A 17,998-nucleotide genomic window follows, 5' to 3' on the forward strand; every position below is an offset into this window, starting at 1 on the left:
TCCCTCCTCGACATCATTCGACATTTTGCACTTGTTCGCGAATTTTTTCTAGTGTTGTTTTCATTTCCACGACTTGTTCGGTGATTCGAAGCGAATTTGCTTTTGATCCGATTGTATTAATTTCACGATTCATTTCTTGGATAAGAAAATCTAATTTCCGGCCAATTGGCTCTTCCAGTAAGATGATACCATAAAATTGCTTCAAGTGGCTCTTTGTTCGTTCTACTTCTTCATTGATATCTGCTTTTTCTAGTAAAAGTGCTACTTCAGTTAGAACGATTGATTGATCAACGTTTTCACCGACTATGTTTTGGAGCCGGTTTTCTATTTTTTCTTGGTAGTATTTTTCTAAAACGGGGATTTCTGCTTGAATGATGGCTAAACTTTTTTCAAGGGTAGCGAGATGTTGTTTAAAATAAAGCAACAACTCTGCACCTTCCATACTTCTCATTTCATCAAGTCGTTCGGTTGCTCGAGTGAGTGTTTCGATAACTAATCGTTCTAATTCACTGCTCGCATCTACTTCTTCCTCAATCGAAAGGTAGGCTTGTTCTTGAAGTAAGTCTCTCATTTTCGGCAGTTCAGCTAATTCGTATCTAGCGCTTGCTTGTTTGATAAAACGGTAATAGCTATCTGCAAGGTCCCAATCAATATGTAATTCGCGTTTGGCAAGTTGCTCTCCGGTAATAGAAAAGAAACATTCCATTCGACCACGTTTAATTTGCTTATTAATGATCTTTTTTAGTTTTCCTTCTAAATAGGCGAGTTGTTTTGGCATCCGAAACAAACACTCGGAATAGCGATGGTTGACTGCTTTTAATTCAATGGTTACTTTGAACGCTTCAAATTCTTTCGTTGCACGCCCAAATCCCGTCATGCTTTTCACCATTTGGCAAGACACCTTTCATTGCTTAAAGTTCCCTCTAAGTTTACTTGAAATTTGTTCTGACTTCTTATTATACCAAAGCTCCCCCCCGCATACAATACATTTTCGGAATGTATGTTAAAATAGAAAGTAACTAACTCATAAAGGAATGAATAACTAATGGCGTTTGATGCGATGTTTTTAAAATCAATGACGGAAGAACTTGCAGAACACGGCGAAAGTGGTCGAATTATGAAAATCCACCAACCGTTTTCGCATGAACTTGTTTTATATATCCGAAAAAACCGTGAAAATAAACGGCTACTCATTTCTTCGCATCCCAGCTATGCAAGAATTCAGTGGACCGACGATATTCCAGAAAATCCTTCGCAACCACCGATGTTTTGTATGTTGCTTAGAAAATATCTTGAAGGTGCAATTATCGAATCCATTACGCAACTTCCAAATGAACGGATTTTGCGATTTAGTATTCGTGGCAAAGATGATATCGGCGAAAATCGTTTTTGTGATTTGTTTGTTGAAATCATGGGACGGCATAGTAATATCACACTGGTGGACCGCGCAAAAAATGTGATTGTTGACTGCATTAAACATGTTACTCCGGCGCAAAATAGTTACCGGACGCTTTTACCAGGTGCGACTTACATTTTGCCGCCTGCTACAGATAAATTAAATCCATTCGAAGTGACTGGTGAACAACTACTAGCTAGACTTGATTTTCCAGCTGGCAAAATCGAGAAACAACTCGTCCAAAATTTTGCTGGTTTTAGTCCACTGCTCGCTCGAGAAATTGCTTTTCGGGCTGGTAATCTAACGGCTGATTCGCTTGTTGCTGCTTTTTTTGAAGTAATGGCCCTTGTAAATCAGCATGTAGGACATTCGGCCGTTCCAGTTGAATGGCGTGTTTCTAATAAAGAAGATTACTATTTCTTCTCGCTACGCCACATTGATGCAGAACCAACCGAATTTGCCAGTTTAAGCGCGCTTTTAGACCATTTTTATATTGGAAAAGCAAGACGAGACCGTGTGCACCAATTTGCACACGATTTGGAAAAACTCTTGTCGAATGAACTCGCTCGAAGCAGACTGAAAATCGAAAAACTCGAGAACACACTACTCGAAACGGAAAAAGCAGATGTTTACCGCGTTCAAGGTGAGCTATTAACGGCCAATCTTCATTTGATGGAGCGAGGTATGAACGAGATTACAGTCGAGAATTTTTATGATGAGATGAAAAAAGTGACGATCCCGCTTGATAATCGGAAATCTCCTTCTGCCAACGCGCAAAGCTATTTTAGCCGTTACCAAAAGCTGCGAAATGCTGTCGAAGTAGTAAAAGAACAGATTGCGCTGACAAAAGAAGAAATCACTTATTTGGAATCGGTTGAATCGCAACTAGAAACATCCGGTCCGCAAGATGTAGAAGAAATCCGCCAAGAACTGGCTGAACAAGGCTATCTTCGTTATAAACAGAAAAAAGGTAGCCGTAAAAAAGCGACTTTACCGGCTCCAGAGAAATATACTTCTTCGACTGGATTATCTATTTTAGTTGGAAAAAATAATAAGCAAAATGACTATTTAACGAATAAATTAGCGCGAAATAATGATTTTTGGTTCCATGTAAAAGACTTACCGGGCTCACATGTCGTAATTCAGTCGAATGCACCAGATGAGACTTCTATTACCGAGGCTGCAATGATTGCGGCTTACTATTCCAAAGCCCGTCTCTCAGCTACAGTCCCAGTTGACGGAACTCTAGTCAAACATGTCAAAAAACCAAACGGCGCCAAACCTGGTTATGTGATTTATGATAACCAAACGACTTATTTTGTCACACCAGATGAAAAGCTTATTTTAGCATTGAAAAATTAGCGGTTCTTTGTTGGAGCCGTTTTTATTCCTTTTTTAAGGGTAAATGTTATACTGACTTTACTTTTTACTTGAAAGGATGATAAGCAAATGAAAATTTTATTAATTGGTGCTTCTGGTACGCTTGGTTCTGCGGTGAAGGAACGTTTGGAGAAAAAAGCAGATGTAATAACTGCTGGAAGACATAGTGGCGATGTAACAGTCGATATTACGAGTGTGGATAGTATTAAAAAAATGTATACGCAAGTTGGCAAAGTCGATGCGATTGTTTCTGCAACTGGTAGTGCCACTTTTTCCCCATTAACGGAATTAACACCAGAAAAAAATGCTGTTACGATAAGTAGCAAATTGGGTGGTCAAATTAATCTTGTTTTACTCGGAATTAATTCGTTAAATGATAACGGTAGCTTTACGCTTACAACAGGAATTATGATGGAAGATCCCATTGTCCAAGGCGCTTCTGCTGCAATGGCAAATGGTGCGGTTACTGCTTTTGCGAAATCAGCAGCAATCGAAATGCCTCGTGGACTCCGGATTAATACGGTTAGTCCTAATGTTTTAGAAGAATCTTGGGATAGACTGGAACCATTTTTCCAAGGTTTTAATCCTGTTCCAGCCGAACGTGTTGCCCGCGCTTTTGAGAAAAGTGTGTTTGGTGCTCAAAATGGGGAAAGTTATCGGGTTTATTGATAACCAAAAACTTGGAATATAGGTCTTAAAAATAGAAACCAGCAGTGAAAATCGAACAAACAGATTTTCGCTGCTAGTTTTTTGTTGAAATAAAAGAGGGTTGCATAGTTCGACTGGTTTTTCGGTATATTCTCTTCGATTTAGTGTCCTTCATCCTTTTATCTATATAGGATTTAAAATACTCCCAAGAGCTGTTTTTTTGAAGTATTAGATTCAACTTTTTTCGTTCACGTAAAATTTGTGCAATGAGGAAAGGAAAAGTAATCCTTACATTCATAGTATTTAGATAACCAGTATGCCTTTTTGAACCCTGTGATTTCGAAAAGAACTCTTTCTAGTTATTCAAAAGTAATAATCATATACGATGCTTTCGTTTTATCTATAACAGCTTGTATAATTTTATCTTTTTGTGTTGCACCCAGTTCTTCATTTTCAAACGGCTCTTTCCATCGCATGCTAGATTTATATGCAACAAAACCACCTACTACCATTTCTCCCTCAACAAAAACTACTCTGTCCCCCCACTCGATTTCAATATAAGAACTAGTTCCGGTAATTTTCATTTACTTACTTCCTTTCAAAAATTATTTTTTCTTTTTGAGTTACTGGATCAACAGTTGTTATCTTAGTTACGTTTGGATTAGCTTTTAGCCTCGGTAATTCAACATTTTCCCAAATATTCCCTTTTCGTAATTCACTTCCAACTACTGCACGTACTTCTCCAGTGACCTGACTAGCATAGATTTCTGAAACACCTTCCCAGTCTATAATAGTTTTAGGGTTATCAAAATTCCATTCTGGCATTTTAATACCTTTGTTTTTTATTGTAGACTCTAACGTTACTCCATTTTTTGAAGTTGCAATTTTTTCAGCAGCATCAGCACCACCAATACCATTTGTTCTTCCTGACCAGAAAAAGGCTTCGTCTGAATTAGTTTTTAATAAAGGTGATAATTCATTCAAATCATTTATAAGCTTAATATTGGTTGTTGGAATATTAGTTTTCAGCCCCATCGTTATACCATATGGCGCACTATATATCGCTGTAACAGACATTCCGTCAAAGAACCTTCGTCCCCTACTGATATCTTCTCCAGAAACATAATCAGTCCCATATATAGCACGATAAAAGGCTCCAATTCCAAAAAGTTCACGCATTCCGGTTTCATTTTGCCAATATATTATTTGATTATTGACTTGATTTAACGTTGCATCTGTATTTAATGTCCCATCCTGATTTAAAATAAAGCCAGCTGTATTGCCTGAAGGAATGTATGGGGTAAGCCCAATAGATTCTAATTCCTTCACTTTATCATCTATTTCTTTTTGTTTGGCATACAACTCATGCAATTTTTTGAATCGATCAATATGTAAATCGTTCACATCAAACAATCCTGTTTTATCATTGAAAGTTAGATTTTGTTTAATATCAGCTACAGTACGTTGGATTGCATATGCTAAATCACTTAATTCATCAGAAAACCCTACATGACTTCGTTCAAAATCCATGTATTTTTCTAGGATTCGTTCTTTTTTATGAGCTTCTGTAATATCTGCGTTCAGCCCTCTAATTTTCAAAGAATCTTGTTGACCCGAACCACCTAGTGCACCATTAATCGCATTTGATACATTGCTGATTTCAGCTAACAATCGGTCTTTTTCACTTTCATATTTTTCTATTTTGTCTTCTAATACCATTAAATTATTCATATCTAGTTTGGCGTTAGGAGAAGCATCTACTTGGTCATGAAAATCAATTATATATTGTTGCAACGAATGTTCACTCACATTTAGTGCTTGTATAATAGATTGGCATAGGGAAAAATAAGCGGCACTAAAATAAACTTTTGCACTACTAATTGCTTGTCCTGTAATGCTTTGATCATTAACAAAGTTTTGAATAGCTATTTGCGTTTTTTGAATATGTTCTTTTGCTTCCTGATTATTTACTTTTATTCCGTGGGCAAATTGTTGTACTTCTGCTATATCAATTCGTGTCATTGATATACCTCTTTACGCAATATTTGCTGTTCTTTTTCCACCTACATTATAGATTTTTTAGTATTCGATTCTTGTTGAATCGCCACTTCTTTCAATGTATGAATTTCTTTTTTTAAAACCCGTTGCTGCTCTAGCTGTTGTCCTTCCATATTTCCAGCTATACTTTGGCCATAGTTTCCGGACCAAGCATCTGAAGACAGTGTTATTAGTTCTTGTTCCACCAGCTGTAGTCTTGCCAAATCTGATTCTATATCTTCTAGTTGACACCTTCTTTGCTTCCATTGATAGATTTCATCTTCCATTGTTCGTTTTTTTCTTTCTAATTGTTGGATAGTTACGGTCTTTTCTGCCATTTCTTTTTCCAATTAGTTCATCCCTTTCGATATTTCTTGCGCAGCTTTTTTATCTGTTGCTGCCATTGACTTACCAATTTTACTAATACGCTTAGCATCTGTTTGTACAATGCCTTGAAATGCTTCTACAGACTCTAGAAAGTCAAGTAAAGCATGTCTATAATTATCTACCGAATTACTTTGCGTATACGACATGTTACCATCCTTCATGGGTAAGTACTCCATTGATTCCATGCTACTCTCTATTTTTCCAGCATGTTTGTCTAGAGTTTGTTCGTTTATCTTGACGGTTGTCATGATTTCACCTCATTTAGTTATGTTATGTTATGTTATGTTATGTTATGTTATGTGTATTGTATCACTAATTGGAAAGTAAAAAACGCATAAAATGAAAAATAAGCAGAAATCTTGTATATTCCATTTTTAAAATGATTTTATACAATGATTCCAGCTTATTTACTTTCCAATTTTTATACTGAATTTTAGTGTGTTTTGCTTATTTACCCCAAGCTTCTGGGTTTTGTTTCCATTCTTTTAATGTTTGCATGTCTTCTTTTGATACATAATTTTTAGTCAGTGCTACTTCGATTAATTCATCGTAATTCGTAAGTGTAACTAGCTTCGCATCAGATTCTGCAAGCAGCTTTTTCCCTTTATCTAATCCATATGTAAAGATTGCTGCGATGCCAAGTACTTCTGCTCCGGCTTCTTCTAATGCTTCGACTGCTTTTAGGGAACTTCCGCCAGTAGAAATCAAATCTTCTATTACGACTACTTTTTGACCTTTGGAAATAGGGCCTTCGATTTGATTGCCTTTGCCGTGTTCTTTCGCTTTAGAACGAACGTAGACCATTGGTAAATCTAGTAAATCACTGACCCAAGCAGCATGAGGAATCCCTGCTGTTGCTGTTCCGGCGATTACATCCACGTCACCAAAATCTTCTTTTATTTTCTCCGCAAGTGCTGCCGCAATAAACTGACGAACTTTTGGAAAACCGAGTGTTAGCCGATTATCGCAATAGATAGGCGATTTAATGCCCGAAGCCCAAGTGAATGGGTCGTTTGGTTTTAAAAAGACGGCTTTAATTTCTAATAATTGCTCTGCTACTTGTTTTTCAATGCTCATGCGTTCCACTCCTTTAATACTTGACTATAAGCTGCTACTGGATCTGCTGCTCGAGTAATCGACCGACCAACAACAATATGAGATGAGCCAATCAAACGCGCTTTCTCCGGGGTTACGACACGAATTTGATCATCTGCCGCATCACTTGCTAACCGAATTCCTGGGGTGACACGTAGAAAGTCAGCGCCATTACGTAGTTTGATTTCTTCTGCTTCTAGGGCGGAACAAACTACACCGTCTAGCCCAGCTTGTTTCGTCAAATCACTGTAATGAATGACTGATTCCAGCAAACTCGCTTTCACTAGTTGTTCCTCGTGCATGTCTGCTTCACTTGTACTTGTTAGTTGTGTCACTGCAATAAGGAGCGGACGTTTGCCAGTTGGCGTACCAATTTCTAAACCTTCACGCGCATATTCCATCATTTTTTTCCCGCCCGCAGCATGAACATTGACCATATCTACGCCCATTTTTGCTAAGCCTGTCATTGCGCTTTTGACTGTGTTAGGAATATCGTGGAGTTTTAAATCAAGAAAAATTTCGTGGTTTTGTTGTTTGATTTTCTCCACAATCATCGGACCATTGCTGTAAAAAAGTTCCATACCGACTTTTACGGATAAAGTTTCGCCGGAAAATTTAGCTAAAAAAGTTTCTACTTCTTGATATGTTTGGAAATCTAGCGCGATAATTGGTTTATTCATTGATTTTCTCGCTCCTTTTTGAGTTGTTGTAAGGAAGAAATGTTAAGTTCCTCCATGCGATTTGGTAGTTCGGCGATTAGTTTTGGACAGATAAATGGGTCGGTGAAATTCATCGTTCCAACTGCCACAGCATCAGCGCCTGCAATAAGGAATTCTAAAACATCATCTACTGTTTGTACGCCACCCATGCCGATAATCGGGATATTACTTACTGCTCGTACTTGGTGAATCATCCGAATGGCCACTGGTTTTATGGCTGGTCCAGAAAGTCCTCCAGTTCCATTCGCAATGATTGGTTTTCGTGTCTTTAAATCTATTCGCATACCAAGTAATGTGTTAATCATCGTAAGCCCATCTGCACCAGCTGATTCGATTGCTTGAGCTATTGATACGATATCCGCAACATTTGGCGATAATTTAACATACACCGGAACACTAGCGACCGCTTTGACTGCTTTCGTCAAACGATGGGCTACTTCTGGATCTGTGCCAAAAGCAATTCCTCCGTGTTTAACATTCGGACAAGAGATATTTAACTCAATCGCTTTAACCGCTTTTGATTCACCAATTCGAGCGCACACTTTAACATAATCTTCTTCCGTTGCTCCTGCTACATTTGCAATAATCGGTGTGTCAAATTGTTCCAAAAATGGTAGTTCATGCGCTAAAACATGTTCTAATCCTGGATTTTGCAAACCGATTGCATTGAGCATTCCACTCGCGGTTTCAGCTACTCTTGGGGTTGGATTTCCACGTCTTGGTTCTGGTGTGACTGCTTTTGCCATGATAGCGCCTAGTTCATTTAAATCATAGTATTTACTATATTCTTGCCCGAAGCCAAAACAGCCAGATGCAGGCATAATCGGATTTTTGAGTGATAAACCGGGAATTTCTACTGCTAAGGGGTTCATAATGTCACCTCATCTGCGCGAAATACTGGACCATCTTCGCATACTTTAAATTGCCCTTCAGGATCTTTTGACTTTGGACAAACGCAAGCATAACAAGCGCCAATTCCACAAGCCATTCGTTCTTCTAAAGAAAGGTAGGTTTTCGTTTCTGGAAAACTCATCTTCACAGCTTGGAGCATAGCTTTTGGTCCGCAACTGTAAATCACATCTGGTTCTTCGGTGAAATCTTTTGTGATATCTGTGACAAATCCTTGTGTACCAGCTGTTCCGTCTACTGTCGCAATATGCACTTTGCCATATTTGCCCATTTCGGTTTCGTAAAAACTATCTTTCGCAGATTGGAACCCGTTTACAAACGTAACTTTTATGCCTTTTTCAGCTAATTCTTTTCCAAGTTGGTACATAGGCGGAACCCCGATACCACCCCCAATTAAAAGGGCAGTTTTCGCAGTTGGAGAGGCACTTATATCAAAACCTTTTCCAAGTGGTCCAAGTACATTGATAGAATCTCCCGCTGCTAACTGGCTGAAATCCTTGGTCCCGTCTCCTTCTACGCGGTATAGTAAAATGCAAGTTTCAGCAGCTTTATCATAGGAACAAATGCTGATTGGTCGTCTCATGAGTAAATCAGCACGACTTGGCTTGAGCATCAAAAACTGTCCCGGTGACATATCCGCCACACATTCCCCTGTTAAAATTAATTCGTATACTTTATCTGCAATTTCGGTTTGCTGAATGACTTTCATTTCCGTCTGTAACACGGTTCCACCCCGTTTCTTCTATATTAAACTCGTGCTTTTGGTTATTTTACGATACTTGTATTCATTGCTTCTAGTTCAAAGGAGCGAGATTCTAACACTCGCAAAATTGCTTCTGCGGTATCAAGTGATGTACAAACTGGGATGCCATTTTCGACTGATTCGCGGCGAATTTGGAAACCATCGCGCTCTGGACGTTTACCTGTTGTTAGTGTATTAACGACGAGCGTCACTTGGCCATTTCGGATATAGTCGATAAGCGTTTCTTGGTTTTCTCCAATTTTTTTCACTTGCGATACTGGAATTTCCGCTTGTTCTAATGTGCTGGCGGTTCCTTTTGTCGCCATGATTGTGAAGCCAATGCGGTTAAATCGTTTTGCTAGTTCCACCGCTTCTTGTTTGTCGCGGTCGGCCACAGTTAGGAGTACTGTTCCGTAGTCATGCATCGTTGTCCCGCTTGCTACAAAACCTTTATACAGTGCTTTTTCAAGCGTGATATCTTTCCCCATGACTTCCCCTGTTGACTTCATTTCTGGCCCAAGCGACGTATCCACACTACGCAATTTCGCAAATGAGAACACCGGTACTTTGACAAAAATTTCTTGTTTTTCTGGCGCAAGTCCTGGTGTATAGCCAAGGTCAATTAATTTTTCACCAAGGATGACTTTGGTCGCTACATTGGCCATCGGAATTTCCGTAATTTTACTTAAAAATGGCGCTGTCCGGCTTGAACGCGGGTTTACTTCGATGACGAATACTTCTTCGCCGTCCACGACATATTGGATATTCAGCATGCCGATAATATTTAGTCCAGTTGCAAGTCTTGTCGTATAATCAACAATGGTATTTTTTACATTTTCGCTTAATCGTTGCGCTGGGTATACGGCAATTGAGTCACCGGAATGGACTCCGGCACGTTCGATATGTTCCATAATTCCTGGTATAAGCACATTCTCGCCGTCACTAATTGCGTCCACTTCTACTTCTTGTCCGCTCACATAACGATCGACTAAAACGGGGTGTTTTGGATTTACTTTTACCGCATTTGTCATATAATGTTTTAATGCTTCTTCTGATTCCACGATTTCCATTGCCCGTCCACCAAGTACGTAAGATGGGCGCACTAGAACAGGATAGCCAATGTTAGTCGCTACTTTAATTGCTTCTTCAACCGACGTAGCTGTTTTCCCAGCTGGTTGAGGGATCTGTAAGATTTCTAACGCTTTTTCAAAGGCATCACGATTTTCCGCACGGTCGGTGTCTTCTAAACTCGTCCCCAGAATTTTCACTCCACGTTTTGATAAACCATCTGCTAAGTTGATTGCGGTTTGACCACCAAATTGGACGACAACGCCAAGTGGTTGCTCGATTTCAATGACATGCATCACGTCTTCTAGTGTTAGTGGTTCGAAGTAAAGCTTATCCGATATACTAAAGTCCGTCGACACAGTTTCTGGATTGTTGTTGATAATAATTGCTTCGTATCCGGCTTGTTGAATTGCCCAAACAGAGTGTACTGTCGCATAGTCGAATTCGACCCCTTGTCCAATCCGAATCGGCCCAGATCCAAGTACAATGACACTTTTCTTTGCCGAGCGTGTAGACTCATTTTCCTCTTCATAAGTACTGTAGAAATATGGCGTAGTTGATTCAAATTCAGCTGCACAAGTATCCACCATTTTGTATACCGGGAAAAGATTTTGCGCTTTTCGTAAATCGTATATTTCTTGCTCTGACGTTTTCCAACAAGTTGCTAGGAAAGAGTCAGAAAAACCTGCTCGTTTGGCTTCCGCTAGCACTTCTGGATTGTTTGGATTTTCTTTTACACGTGTTTCTAATTCAATTGTTTTACTTAATTTATATAAGAAGAATAAATCAATTTTAGTTTTTTCGTGGAGTTGCTCGATTGTTTGACCACGACGTAGTGCTGCTGCTAAGAAGAATAGGCGATCATCTTCTGGGAAACAAATTTTGCGTTCTAATGTTTCCGCATCTGCATTTTCAGCTTCTTCAAGTAACAAATGATCCGCGCCAATTTCGAGTGAACGAACAGCTTTTAAAAGTGCTTCTTCCCATGAGCGACCAATCGCCATGACTTCACCAGTTGCTTTCATTTGTGTTCCGAGACGGCGATCTGCTTGTTCGAATTTATCAAAAGCAAAGCGTGGAATCTTTGCAACGACATAGTCAAGCGCTGGTTCAAAGTGAGCGAAAGTTGTTCCTGTTACTGGGTTTCTAACTTCATCAAGTGTAAGTCCAACAGCGATTTTAGCTGCTAATTTGGCAATTGGATACCCCGTTGCTTTCGATGCTAGTGCAGAAGACCGGCTCACACGTGGGTTTACTTCGATAACGTAGTAGTTGTAACTATCTGGATCTAGTGCTAATTGAACGTTACAGCCACCTTCAATTTCCAGTGCACGAATGATTTTTAATGATACATCACGAAGTAGTTGGTATTCGCGGTCAGAAAGCGTTTGGCTTGGTGCGACAACAATGGAATCTCCCGTATGTATTCCAACAGGGTCAATATTTTCCATGTTACAAACAACCATGGCATTATTGTTTGCATCGCGCATCACTTCATATTCCACTTCTTTAAAGCCTGCAATACTTTTTTCAAGCAAACATTGGGTTACTGGGCTAAGTTTTAAACCGCTTGTTACCGTTTCGATTAGTTCTTGTTCATTATGGCAAATCCCACCACCTGAACCACCAAGCGTATAGGCTGGGCGAACGATTACTGGATAACCAATTCGTTCTACAAAGGTATATGCTTCGTCTAAATTATGAATAATGTCACTTTCAGGAACTGGCTCACCAAGTTCATTCATCAAGTCACGGAATGCTTCCCGGTCCTCTGCTTTTTTAATCGCCGTTAAATCTGTTCCAAGTACTTCGACATTACATTCATCCAAAATCCCCGCTGCTGAAAGTTCCATCGCCATGTTTAATCCTGTTTGGCCACCAAGAGTTGGTAAAATCGCATCTGGACGTTCTTTACGAATAATACGTGATACAAAGTCAAGTGTAATTGGCTCGATATAGACTTTATCAGCCATTTCTGCATCGGTCATAATGGTTGCCGGATTAGAGTTAACTAATACCACTCGGTAACCTTCTTCTCTTAAACTTAAACAAGCTTGCGTTCCAGCGTAATCAAATTCGGCAGCTTGACCAATCACAATTGGACCAGAACCGATAACTAAAATCGTTTTTATATCGTCACGTCTAGGCATGTAGTTCACCCTCCTCTTTTACATTCATCATTTCCATAAATTCATCAAACAAATAATTAACATCACTTGGTCCTGGATTTGCTTCTGGATGGTATTGCACTGTGTATGCTTGGAATTCTTTATGAGCAAGCCCTTCCACAGTGTCATCATTTATTTCGATATGTGTTATTTTCAAATCAGTATCTAGTAGCGAGTCTTTGTCGACCGCATAACCATGATTTTGAGCTGTAAAATCAACCCGTCCTGTTGCTAGTTCTTTTACTGGGTGATTTGCGCCGCGATGGCCAAATTTCAGTTTAAAAGTATCCGCGCCATTCGCTAGGGCAAATAATTGATGTCCTAAGCAAATTCCAAACAGTGGTAACTTACCTTGAATCCCGCGAATCATTTCTAGCGCTTCCGGAACATCTTTCGGGTCTCCTGGTCCGTTTGAAAGCATCACGCCATCTGGATGCATGGATAAAATTTCTTCAGCCGTCGTATTATAAGGAACTACTGTCACATAACAATTACGTTTATTTAACTCTCGTAGAATCGAACTTTTCACGCCATAATCTACTAACACAACCCGTTTGCCATCTCCAGGGCTTGCGAACGCTTTTGCAGAGGAAACTTCATGTACTTGATCAATTGGTAAGCGCACCGAGCGTAAATGATGTAGTAATTCTTCTTTATTAGCTGTTTCAGCAGCTAGAATTCCTTTTAGAGTTCCTTCTTTACGAATCAATTTGGTTAACTTACGCGTATCAATTCCAGCAATTCCCGGAATACCTTTTTCTTTCAAAAATTCATTTAAAGTAAGTTGGTTGCGCCAGTTGGATGGATATTCAGCTGCTTCTCTAACTACAACGCCTTTCACTGCTGGATTAATCGATTCAAAATCATCACGGTTTACGCCATAATTCCCAACGAGTGGATAGGTAAATGTAATAATTTGACCATAATAAGAAGGGTCGGTGATTGTTTCTTGATAACCTGTCATTCCTGTATTGAACACCACTTCACCGATTGTTTCTTTTTCACTACCAATCGCATCACCAATAAAGTAATTGCCATCTTCTAGCATTAAAATCCGCTTTTTCATTTTATTTCCCCCTCATTATAAACCAATTTTCCTTCTGCAAAAGTTGCTACCGGCCAGCCAAAACAAGTTTCTCCTGTAAATGGTGTATTTCGACCTTTTGAATAAAATGTTGTTGGATCAATTTTGCTTTCTTTTGCTAAGTCAAGGACAACAATATCTGCTACTCTACCTTCTTCTAATTTGCCATAAGGAAGTTGAAAACACTCGGCAGGTTTCACGGTCATCCAGTCAATCAACTGTTTTAATGTCCATTCCTTTGTTTTTACAAAATGAGTATAAAGCAGTGGGAAAGCTGTCTCTAAACCAACAATACCAAATGCTGCTTTCTCCATCGGTACATTTTTCTCTTCTGCTGCATGTGGTGCGTGGTCTGTGGCGATAAAATCAATCGTTCCATCTAGTAAACCGGCTAACAGTGCCGCACGATCTTCCTTACTTCTTAGTGGTGGATTCATTTTCCAATTTCCATCATTACCTGGAATATCTTCTTCATCCAGAATTAAGTGATGCGGTGAAACTTCTGCGGTTACGCGAATTCCAGCTCGTTTAGCATCTCGAACAACACGAACAGATTCTTTAGTAGAAATATGGCAGACATGGTAATGACAACCTGCTGCTTCTGCAAGTAACACATCCCGAGCAATTTGAACGGATTCAGCAATATTTGGTATTCCCTTTAGTCCTTCTTTTTTAGCAAAAGTACCATCATGTACAACACCGCCGTAAATAAGCGAATTATCTTCGCAGTGAGCCACAATCGCTTTATCCAGTTTTGCAGCTTGCTTCATTGCTTCATACATTGTACCAGCAAGTTGTACACCAACACCGTCATCTGTAAAAGCAAAGGCTCCCGCTTGTGTTAAAGCTTCCATATCAACTAATTCATCTGTTCCAAGACTTGTTGTAATCGAAGCGTAAGGTAAAACACGAACTTTAGCTGTTTCTTGGATTAACGCTTGTAAACTTTCCATTCTTGCTTTGGAATCAGGGACAGGTTTCGTATTTGGCATGGAACAAATAGTTGTATAACCACCACGTGCGGCCGCTTCTGTTCCAGTCAAAATGGTTTCTTTATGTTCTCCGCCTGGTTCACGAAGATGTACATGAACATCGATAAAGCCTGGTGCAATTACTTTTTCAGATGCATCAAATACTTCTCCACTAGTTACATCAATTGAATCAGCAATTAAGTTCACTTTTCCATTTTGAATCAGTATATCTTTACTTTCTAGTTCGCCTGCTTCATTTAGAATTTGTCCATTTTTTAATACGTACATGATTTCGCCCTCATTTCCTGTTCTTTTAAAATCGATTCTAATATCGCCATTCTTATAAAAACGCCATTTGTCATTTGCGTGACAATGCGTGATTTTTCGCATTCCACTAAGCTATCTGCAATTTCAACGTCACGGTTTACAGGACTTGGATGCATAATAATCGCATTTGTTTTTAATTTTTCTGCCCGTTCCGTTGTTAGTCCAAATTTAGTATGATAACTTTCTTTTGTAAATTGTTCTGTTCCACTATGTCGCTCGTGCTGTACCCGGAGTAGCATCATAACATCTACTTTTTCAACGATTTCATCTACTGGTAAGTAAGTTCCAAATTTTAAGTAGCTTTCATCAAACCATTCTCTTGGTCCTGAAAAGAATAGCTCTGCACCAAGACGTTTTAAAACTTTCATATTGGAGTTGGCTACTCTACTATGTCGAATATCTCCAGCAATCGCGACTTTCAACCCTTGAAAAGTCCCAAACTGTTCTTTAATCGTGAATAAATCAAGTAAAGACTGACTAGGATGTTCACCGCAGCCATCTCCACCATTTACAAGCGCGATGTCTAAATCCCTAAGTCCCTCATAGTAATTTTCTTCTGAATGTCGAATAACTGCCACATTCACGCCAACCGCCTGCATCGTAAGAAGTGTATCGTATAATGTTTCTCCTTTAGTCATGCTAGAACTTGCTGCATCGAAGGAAACCACTTCCACACCAAGTTTTTTCTCTGCTACTTCAAAACTAGTAAGTGTTCTTGTGCTCGGTTCAAAAAACATATTAACTGCAAAGGCTTGTTCATTAAAAGTTGCTTTTTTTCCTTGTTTAAACAGTGCCGCCTGTTCTAATAACTGCTCGATTTCAGCGATAGATAAAGCTTCCATTGATACTAAATTTTTCATTCTTGAGCGCCACCTTTTCCGTTTCTTTTTATACAAAAACCTCTGAATCGTACTTTCTGCAGAGGTTTTTTGTTATGTGTAAGTTATGCTGATTTATGTTTGGCTGGTAAAACTAGATTTAAGATAATCCCAATTACTGCTGCAAGAGCCATACCAGAAAGCTCAAAAGTTCCAGCTTTAATGAATAAACCACCAATTCCAACAACAAGCACAACCGAAGCAATAATCATATTTCGATTGATACTTAAATCAATTTGGTTTTCAATCATCATTCGAAGTCCACTTGTTGCAATAACTCCGAAAAGTAGCAGAGAAATTCCACCTAGAACTGCTGATGGAACAGAAGTAATTACGGCATTAATGTAGCCAATAAAGCCAAACAGGATGGCGAATACTGCCGCTCCCCCGATAACAAACACACTATATACTTTTGTAATTGCCAAGACACCAATGTTTTCGCCGTAAGTAGTTACTGGTGGTCCGCCGACTAGCGATGCGATAATCGAAGCAGTACCATCCCCAAGAAGCGAACGGTGAAGTCCTGGATCTTTAAAGAAGTTTTTATTTGTAATTCTGTTTAGTAATAATTGATGTCCCATATGTTCAGCCATTGTGACAAAAGCAAGTGGCGCCATACTTAAAACAACCGAAATCGTAACAACTGGATCAACATTCACAAATGGAATCGTGAAATCGGGAATTTGGAAGAAAGAAGCATTTTTAATTAATGTATAGTCGACCATTCCAAAAGCCATACTTGCTAAGTAGCCCACTGTAAAACCGAAAAGAATCGGAATCAAGCCCATAAAACCTTTGAAAAACATCATAGCTATAATCGTTGCAAGTAGCGTGATTAACGCAACTCCAAGTGTTTTTAAATCATAAGACCCATTGTTTGTCCCCATTGCCATCGCTGCGGCACTTGGAGCAAGTGATAAACCGATAACCATAATAACTGGTCCAACTACAATTGGCGGTAACACTTTATGAATCCAGTCAACCCCTGCGTAATAAACAATTAGCGAAACAATCGCATAGACTACTCCGACTGAAAAGGTCCCAACCATTACCGCACCAGGGCCTCCACCGGATTTTGCTGTCAAAAGAGCAGTAATTGGTGCAATAAACGCAAACGAGGAGCCAAGATATGCAGGAATCTTCCCACGAGTAATTACTAAATATGCAAGCGTCCCGAGTCCGCTAGATACAAGCGCAACTCCCGGACTTAAACCTGTCACACTTGGTACAAAAATAGTGGAACCAAACATGGTAAACAGGTGTTGAATACTAAGGATAATCCATTTATTTAGACTTGGTTTTTCATGGATGTCAAGAACTGGTTTTGTTGTATTTTCGATTGTTTCTGTCATTTTCTTCCCTCTTTCTTCATAAAAAATACCCCTTGTCTGCGCTGACAAAGAGTATAGAATAATCCCCTATAGAAATTAATCACCCTTTGTCAGCCTCACAGGACTGCTTTTAAAAAAGTGCTACATTTATTCGTTTTTGTTAATAATTACTGCATCTTCTGCATGATCTACATCCGTTAGCCGAACTTCCACTCGTTCATTCCCAGACGTTGGTATATTTTTTCCAACATAATCTGCTCTGATCGGCAGTTCTCTATGGCCACGGTCTGCAAGAACAGCTAAATGAATTTGTGCTGGTCTACCCACATCCATTAGCGCGTCCATTGCGGCACGCACTGTTCGACCGGTATAAAGCACATCATCGACAAGTACTACTTTCTTTCCATTGATATCAAAAGGAATATTCGTACCATGGACAGCGGGTTCTCGAGTGGCATCATCTTTGAAAGATAAATCATCTCGGTAAAGGGTAATATCAATATCGCCAACTGGAATATCTATTCCCTCGATTTCAAGAATACGCGTATGAAGTCTTTGCGCTAAATAAATGCCTCGTGTTTTAATACCAACAAGCGCTAAATTTTGGGTACCTTTATTTCGCTCAATAATTTCGTAACTAACGCGAGTAAGCGCACGTTTAATTGCTGCCTCATCCATAACTACTACTTGTTTTTGCATCCGAAATCACTCCTTTTATGCAAAAAAATAACCCTCTGCCAGTATAAGCAAGGGAACGCGTACGGATATATAAAAACCCCGTCAATTATCGTCACCTTCTTAGCCTCTCTGGACTATGTTAAAGGACTTTATTTCATTGGATTAATCTTACCCGAAAGA

At 39.3% G+C, this 17,998-nt stretch carries 17 protein-coding genes; 2 read left to right on the forward strand and 15 right to left on the reverse strand.

The features are described from left to right. Positions 1-13: 13 nt before the first annotated feature. Positions 14-889, reverse strand: a complete 876-nt coding sequence (locus JL53_RS10190) for a YicC/YloC family endoribonuclease (RefSeq protein ID WP_038407548.1) — start codon at positions 887-889, stop codon at positions 14-16. Positions 890-1,045: 156 nt separating this feature from the next. On the opposite strand from JL53_RS10190, the gene fbpA reads away from it, so the two are divergent. Both fbpA and JL53_RS10200 read left to right on the forward strand, forming a co-directional pair. Continuing rightward, entirely contained in the window at positions 1,046-2,758 is a 1,713-nt protein-coding gene (fbpA, locus tag JL53_RS10195; protein WP_038407549.1) for an Rqc2 family fibronectin-binding protein FbpA, read from the forward strand. 87 nt (positions 2,759-2,845) lie between these two features. Beyond that, positions 2,846-3,445, forward strand: coding sequence for a short chain dehydrogenase (locus JL53_RS10200; RefSeq protein WP_038407550.1), 600 nt, complete (start codon positions 2,846-2,848; stop codon positions 3,443-3,445). Between the two features lie 338 nt (positions 3,446-3,783). Here JL53_RS10200 and JL53_RS10205 read toward each other — a convergent pair whose 3' ends face one another. From JL53_RS10205 to pyrR, 14 genes are all read right to left on the reverse strand, one after another. Next, on the reverse strand, positions 3,784-4,008 hold the full coding sequence (locus tag JL53_RS10205) for an Imm74 family immunity protein (protein ID WP_003720147.1): 225 nt from the start codon (positions 4,006-4,008) through the stop codon (positions 3,784-3,786). 4 nt (positions 4,009-4,012) lie between these two features. Further along, complete coding sequence (locus JL53_RS10210) at positions 4,013-5,446, reverse strand: T7SS effector LXG polymorphic toxin (RefSeq protein ID WP_038407551.1); 1,434 nt, start codon at positions 5,444-5,446, stop codon at positions 4,013-4,015. Between the two features lie 41 nt (positions 5,447-5,487). Then, entirely contained in the window at positions 5,488-5,811 is a 324-nt protein-coding gene (locus tag JL53_RS10215; protein WP_003720148.1) for a hypothetical protein, read from the reverse strand. After that, a complete protein-coding gene (locus JL53_RS10220; RefSeq protein WP_038407552.1) occupies positions 5,812-6,096 on the reverse strand; it encodes a DUF3130 family protein in 285 nt (94 codons plus the stop codon). It lies immediately after the preceding gene. 199 nt (positions 6,097-6,295) lie between these two features. Next, positions 6,296-6,925, reverse strand: coding sequence for an orotate phosphoribosyltransferase (gene pyrE, locus JL53_RS10225; protein WP_003720149.1), 630 nt, complete (start codon positions 6,923-6,925; stop codon positions 6,296-6,298). After that, entirely contained in the window at positions 6,922-7,623 is a 702-nt protein-coding gene (gene pyrF / locus JL53_RS10230; protein WP_003720150.1) for an orotidine-5'-phosphate decarboxylase, read from the reverse strand. The genes pyrE and pyrF overlap by 4 nt, the downstream gene beginning before the upstream one ends. After that, positions 7,620-8,534 (reverse strand): dihydroorotate dehydrogenase, encoded by a 915-nt coding sequence (locus JL53_RS10235; RefSeq protein WP_003748440.1) that lies wholly within the window; start codon positions 8,532-8,534, stop codon positions 7,620-7,622. The genes pyrF and JL53_RS10235 overlap by 4 nt, the downstream gene beginning before the upstream one ends. Beyond that, entirely contained in the window at positions 8,531-9,295 is a 765-nt protein-coding gene (locus tag JL53_RS10240) for a dihydroorotate dehydrogenase electron transfer subunit (protein ID WP_003720152.1), read from the reverse strand. The genes JL53_RS10235 and JL53_RS10240 overlap by 4 nt, the downstream gene beginning before the upstream one ends. A 41-nt stretch (positions 9,296-9,336) precedes the next feature. After that, positions 9,337-12,531 carry a carbamoyl-phosphate synthase large subunit gene (carB, locus tag JL53_RS10245; protein WP_038407553.1) on the reverse strand — a complete coding sequence of 1,065 codons (3,195 nt, stop codon included), beginning with the start codon at positions 12,529-12,531 and terminating at the stop codon, positions 9,337-9,339. Next, on the reverse strand, positions 12,524-13,615 hold the full coding sequence (locus JL53_RS10250) for a carbamoyl phosphate synthase small subunit (protein ID WP_038407554.1): 1,092 nt from the start codon (positions 13,613-13,615) through the stop codon (positions 12,524-12,526). The genes carB and JL53_RS10250 overlap by 8 nt, the downstream gene beginning before the upstream one ends. Beyond that, positions 13,612-14,892 carry a dihydroorotase gene (locus JL53_RS10255; protein ID WP_003720155.1) on the reverse strand — a complete coding sequence of 427 codons (1,281 nt, stop codon included), beginning with the start codon at positions 14,890-14,892 and terminating at the stop codon, positions 13,612-13,614. The genes JL53_RS10250 and JL53_RS10255 overlap by 4 nt, the downstream gene beginning before the upstream one ends. After that, positions 14,880-15,791, reverse strand: a complete 912-nt coding sequence (locus JL53_RS10260) for an aspartate carbamoyltransferase catalytic subunit (RefSeq protein WP_003720156.1) — start codon at positions 15,789-15,791, stop codon at positions 14,880-14,882. The genes JL53_RS10255 and JL53_RS10260 overlap by 13 nt, the downstream gene beginning before the upstream one ends. Positions 15,792-15,874: 83 nt before the next feature. Continuing rightward, on the reverse strand, positions 15,875-17,161 hold the full coding sequence (locus JL53_RS10265) for a solute carrier family 23 protein (RefSeq protein WP_038407555.1): 1,287 nt from the start codon (positions 17,159-17,161) through the stop codon (positions 15,875-15,877). Between the two features lie 126 nt (positions 17,162-17,287). Beyond that, the gene (gene pyrR, locus JL53_RS10270) at positions 17,288-17,839 is read right to left on the reverse strand and encodes a bifunctional pyr operon transcriptional regulator/uracil phosphoribosyltransferase PyrR (protein ID WP_003720158.1); all 552 of its coding nucleotides are present in this window, start codon (positions 17,837-17,839) and stop codon (positions 17,288-17,290) included. Positions 17,840-17,998 lie beyond the last annotated feature (159 nt).

This window comes from Listeria ivanovii subsp. londoniensis (genome assembly GCF_000763495.1).
Taxonomy (GTDB): domain Bacteria; phylum Bacillota; class Bacilli; order Lactobacillales; family Listeriaceae; genus Listeria; species Listeria londoniensis.

Excerpts from the sequence above, each read along its gene's own strand:
- JL53_RS10205 (WP_003720147.1), bottom strand. The coding sequence starts at position 4,008 with ATGAAAATTACCGGAACTAGTTCTTATATTGAAATCGAGTGGGGGGAC.
- pyrF (WP_003720150.1), bottom strand. The coding sequence starts at position 7,623 with ATGAATAAACCAATTATCGCGCTAGATTTCCAAACATATCAAGAAGTA.
- JL53_RS10220 (WP_038407552.1), bottom strand. The coding sequence starts at position 6,096 with ATGACAACCGTCAAGATAAACGAACAAACTCTAGACAAACATGCTGGA.
- JL53_RS10250 (WP_038407554.1), bottom strand. The coding sequence starts at position 13,615 with ATGAAAAAGCGGATTTTAATGCTAGAAGATGGCAATTACTTTATTGGT.
- JL53_RS10190 (WP_038407548.1), bottom strand. The coding sequence starts at position 889 with ATGGTGAAAAGCATGACGGGATTTGGGCGTGCAACGAAAGAATTTGAA.
- JL53_RS10255 (WP_003720155.1), bottom strand. The coding sequence starts at position 14,892 with ATGTACGTATTAAAAAATGGACAAATTCTAAATGAAGCAGGCGAACTA.
- JL53_RS10235 (WP_003748440.1), bottom strand. The coding sequence starts at position 8,534 with ATGAACCCCTTAGCAGTAGAAATTCCCGGTTTATCACTCAAAAATCCG.
- pyrR (WP_003720158.1), bottom strand. The coding sequence starts at position 17,839 with ATGCAAAAACAAGTAGTAGTTATGGATGAGGCAGCAATTAAACGTGCG.
- pyrE (WP_003720149.1), bottom strand. The coding sequence starts at position 6,925 with ATGAGCATTGAAAAACAAGTAGCAGAGCAATTATTAGAAATTAAAGCC.
- JL53_RS10260 (WP_003720156.1), bottom strand. The coding sequence starts at position 15,791 with ATGAAAAATTTAGTATCAATGGAAGCTTTATCTATCGCTGAAATCGAG.
- carB (WP_038407553.1), bottom strand. The coding sequence starts at position 12,531 with ATGCCTAGACGTGACGATATAAAAACGATTTTAGTTATCGGTTCTGGT.
- JL53_RS10265 (WP_038407555.1), bottom strand. The coding sequence starts at position 17,161 with ATGACAGAAACAATCGAAAATACAACAAAACCAGTTCTTGACATCCAT.
- JL53_RS10210 (WP_038407551.1), bottom strand. The coding sequence starts at position 5,446 with ATGACACGAATTGATATAGCAGAAGTACAACAATTTGCCCACGGAATA.
- JL53_RS10200 (WP_038407550.1), top strand. The coding sequence starts at position 2,846 with ATGAAAATTTTATTAATTGGTGCTTCTGGTACGCTTGGTTCTGCGGTG.
- fbpA (WP_038407549.1), top strand. The coding sequence starts at position 1,046 with ATGGCGTTTGATGCGATGTTTTTAAAATCAATGACGGAAGAACTTGCA.